1 protein-coding gene and 1 pseudogene are annotated in these 3,887 nt (G+C 53.5%); one reads left to right on the top strand and one right to left on the bottom strand.

The features are described 5' to 3' along the window. Positions 1-1,630 (top strand): bifunctional metallophosphatase/5'-nucleotidase (locus tag V7D78_RS16425; RefSeq protein WP_333609538.1); only part of this gene is annotated, 1,630 nt, incomplete at its 5' end. A 57-nt stretch (positions 1,631-1,687) separates the two neighbouring features. Here V7D78_RS16425 and metE read toward each other — a convergent pair. Next, a pseudogene (gene metE, locus V7D78_RS16420) lies at positions 1,688-3,864 on the bottom strand (5-methyltetrahydropteroyltriglutamate--homocysteine S-methyltransferase). Between the last annotated feature and the right edge of the window lie 23 nt (positions 3,865-3,887).

The raw sequence follows: 3,887 nt of genomic DNA, 5'->3' as shown, positions 1-3,887 counted from the left end.
TGGCTTGGATGCTATGGTGTTAGGCAACCATGAATTTGATGCCGGGCTGGACAAGCTGGCCAATTTTATTGCTAATGTCAATTTTCCGCTGTTAGCCGCCAATGTCGATATCAGTGCTGAACCGGCATTGGCCGATGTAACGTTATTACCTTATCAGTTATTTAAACTTGAACAGCAACAATTAACCCCGCTAGCTGAGCTACCGGATGTCGGGCGCGAGCAATTGGTGGCGGTGTTTGGACTGGCGCTGGAAGATATGGCCAGCATTACTCCTTTGACCGGAGCTGTGACCTTTCAAAGTGAAATTGCTACTGCCCAACGCACGGTTGATGAGCTGACCGCCCTGGGTGTTAAGCATATTATTGCAGTTACTCATTTAGGGCATCAGCGCGATCTGTTACTGGCACAAGCGGTAAATGGTATAGATGTCATTGTCGGCGGTCATTCGCACAGCCTGTTAGGCGATTTTCGGCAGTGGTTTAAAGGCCAGCCGGGCGACTATGCGCAGTTGATCACTAATGCTGATGGCCTCAATTATACCTGTGTGGTGCAAGCCGGTGAATTTGCTCAGGCCATAGGCGCAGTTAGGCTTGAATTTAATGTCGCCGGCCAGCTAACGCGCTGTGAAGGGGAGAACACCATTTTAGCCAGCAACAACTTTTATCAGAGGCCCAGCCGTAATGCACAAAGTGCGGTGTCAGAAACCGAGCAGCAGCAATTAGCACACTTTGTTGATGCTATGCCAAACACCAGCATCACCGCTGAGCATGGCGCGCTAAGACAACTGCTGGATACACAATATTTACCGGCAGTACAACAGGCTTATGGCGCTAAAATCGCTGAGGTCGAGCAGCCATTACAGCATGTGCGTTTACCGGGTACTGGTGGTAGCGATCAGCATGGCTCAATACTGGCCGGCCATGTGGCTGACGGTTTTTATTACTGGTTAAACTCTGCTGCAGTGCAAGAGGTTACCGGTAAAAAGGTTGATTTTACACTGGTCGGTGCCGGTAATATCCGCAGTGATCTGCAGGCGGGAGATCTGTATCAGGGTCACATTTTTCTGGAAGTCTTGCCCTTTGCCGCGCCGCTAAGTGTGGTGCAAGTGACAGGCGCTGAGTTAAAAGCCCTGTTACTTCAGGTGATAAGCGACACCCTGCCGGAAGGCGCGCATGCCGGAAAATTTCCCTATAGCAGCCATTTGCGTTTTAGTGTGATTGAACACGCCGCCGGGCAGGCCAGTTTTACGCAGTTGCAATGGCGTGACAAAGGCCAGTGGCATGATATAGCGCCAGAGCAGCACTATACTTTGGGTGTTACCAGTTATCTGGCTGATGGTAATGATGGCTGGTATCTGCTGGCTCAGGCTATTGCCAGAGCCGGACAACGTGTTGATCTGGTGTTGCAGCAAGGGCAACCACAGGCTTTTAAGGTGCAGTCGATGCAGCCTTTACAAACCGCGAATCCGACCAGTGCTTATCGCAGCCTGTACACGACAGTGCCAGCACTTCCCTGTGATCCACCGCTATTTGACTGCAGAGTCGCGGCACAAGCAGTGATTAATTATGTGCAAGCACATCCAGAAGTGTTATCGCAGCCTCGTCAGCCAACAGTAACATTACTGCGCTAATCACAGCATAAGCCGATGCGCCCGGCATCGGCTTAACTGGTTCGGGTTACACAATATTTAGTGGCTTGCTCGCAATACTTTTGCCGCCTGCACCATGTGTTGCAATGCGGGTATTACCTCTTGCCATTGCCGGGTTTTTAAGCCGCAATCCGGGTTAACCCATAAGCGCTGAGCGGGGATACGCCCGGCAGCTTTTTGCATTAACTTCACCATTTGCCCAGTGCTTGGAATATTCGGTGTGTGAATATCGTAAACACCGGGGCCAATCTGGTTCGGGTAGTCAAACTGTTCAAACACCTCTAACAGTTCCATATCCGAGCGTGAGGTTTCTATGGTGATGACATCGGCATCCATGTCGGCGATGGCGCTGATAATGTCGTTAAATTCTGAATAACACATATGGGTATGAATTTGTGTTTCGTCTTTAACGCTATTGGCGCTGATCCGAAACGCTTCCACTGCCCAGTCCAGATAGGCCTGCCAGTCGGCTTTACGCAGTGGCAGGCCTTCACGCAGTGCTGCTTCGTCAATCTGGATGATCTGTACGCCGGCTGCTTCTAAATCCTGCACTTCCTGGCGCACCGCTAATGCCAATTGCAGACAGGTGTCGCGCCGGCTCTGATCGTCGCGCACAAAAGACCAGTTCAGTAAGGTCACCGGGCCAGTCAGCATACCTTTCACCGGTTTCGTGGTCAGCGATTGGGCGTACTGCGTCCAGTCGACGGTCATCGGCTTGGGCCGGCTGATATCACCAAACAGGATTGGCGGTTTAACACAGCGCGAGCCGTACGATTGCACCCAGCCATACTGGCTAAAGGCATAGCCTTCAAGCTGTTCGCCACCATGTCGTTGCGCTCGGCTTCGCCGTGCACCAGCACGTCCAGCCCGAGTTTTTCCTGCTCATCGATAGCAAAAGCAATTTCGGCCTGCATCTGTTGCCGGTACTCTGCTGCGCTCAGCCGCTGCTTTTTAAAGGCCAGCCGTGCCTCGCGGATTTGCCGGGTTTGCGGGAATGAGCCTATGGTGGTGGTAGGGTAGAGCGGCAACGGCAAATGCTGCACCTGTTTCTCTGCTCTGTTGTGGTAAGGGCTTAACCGTTGGCCATACTGGGCGTTGATGGCTTGCACCGCCGCTTTTACTGCCGGATTATGCACCCGGCTTGACTGGCGCCGGCTTTGAATCGCCGCCTGATTGTCGGCCAGCTCTGTCTCGACACTGGCCCGGCCCTGGTTAAGCGCCTGGCCCAAAATAGTCAGCTCAGTAAGTTTTTGCCGGGCAAAAGCCAGCCAGCTATAGAGTTCGCTGTCCAGTTGGCGCTCTGCTGCTAAATCGACCGGTACATGCAATAAAGAGCAAGACGGCGCCAGCCATAGACGCTCGCCTAAGTCGGCGGCCAGTGGCTCCAGAAAATCCAGCGTCGCGGTTAAATCGGTTTTCCAGATATTGCGACCATCTATCACCCCCAGTGACAACACTTTATCGCTGGGCAGGGCAGCCAGTAGTGCCGGCAGCTCTTCGCGGCCGCGCACCGCATCAACATGAATACCTGCCACCGGTAACGCCAGCGTCAGCTGCAAGTTGTCTGCGAGCTGGCCAAAGTAGCTGGTGACCAATAGCCGCAGCGGGCTGTGTTGCAGTGCCTGATAAGCCTGGCTCAGCGCACTTTGCCATTGGCTGTCCAGCTCAGTGGCTAATATCGGCTCATCTATTTGTACCCAGTCGGCGCCATGTTGCGCTAGCTCAGCCAGTAATTGCTGATACACCCTGAGCAACGCGGGCAGTAATGCCAGGCGTTGCGAGCCATCTTTGGCTTTACTCAGCCACAGGTAAGTGACAGGGCCAATGATCACCGGCTTGGCTTTCACACCCTGGGCTTTGGCCTCAGTCAGTTGACTCAGCAGCCGCTCGTTGTTCAGGCTAAACTGGCTGTCGGCGCTGACTTCCGGTACCAGATAGTGGTAGTTGGTATCAAACCATTTGGTCATTTCAGCGGCGTGCACACAGTGGCTATCCTGATCTTGTTGCTGAGTCTGAGCGGCACGGCCGCGTGCCAGCCGAAAATAGTTATCTAACTCAGTGCCGTTAAGTCCGGCTAGCCGTTTGGGCAAATTACCCAGGGTAAAGCTCATATCCAGTACCTGATCGTACAGTGAAAAATCGCCTACCGGCACTAGGTCCAGTGCCTGCTGCCATTGCCAGTGCTGGCGGCGCAATTCGGCGGCGCAACACCGCATCAACGAGTTGCAGCGCGGCGTGG

Origin of the sequence: Arsukibacterium sp. (assembly GCF_036735525.1) — a bacterium.
Taxonomy (GTDB): Bacteria; Pseudomonadota; Gammaproteobacteria; order Enterobacterales; family Alteromonadaceae; genus Alishewanella.
The sequence above is the reverse complement of the archived record's forward strand: the minus strand, read 5'-3'. Positions and strand labels throughout refer to the sequence as shown.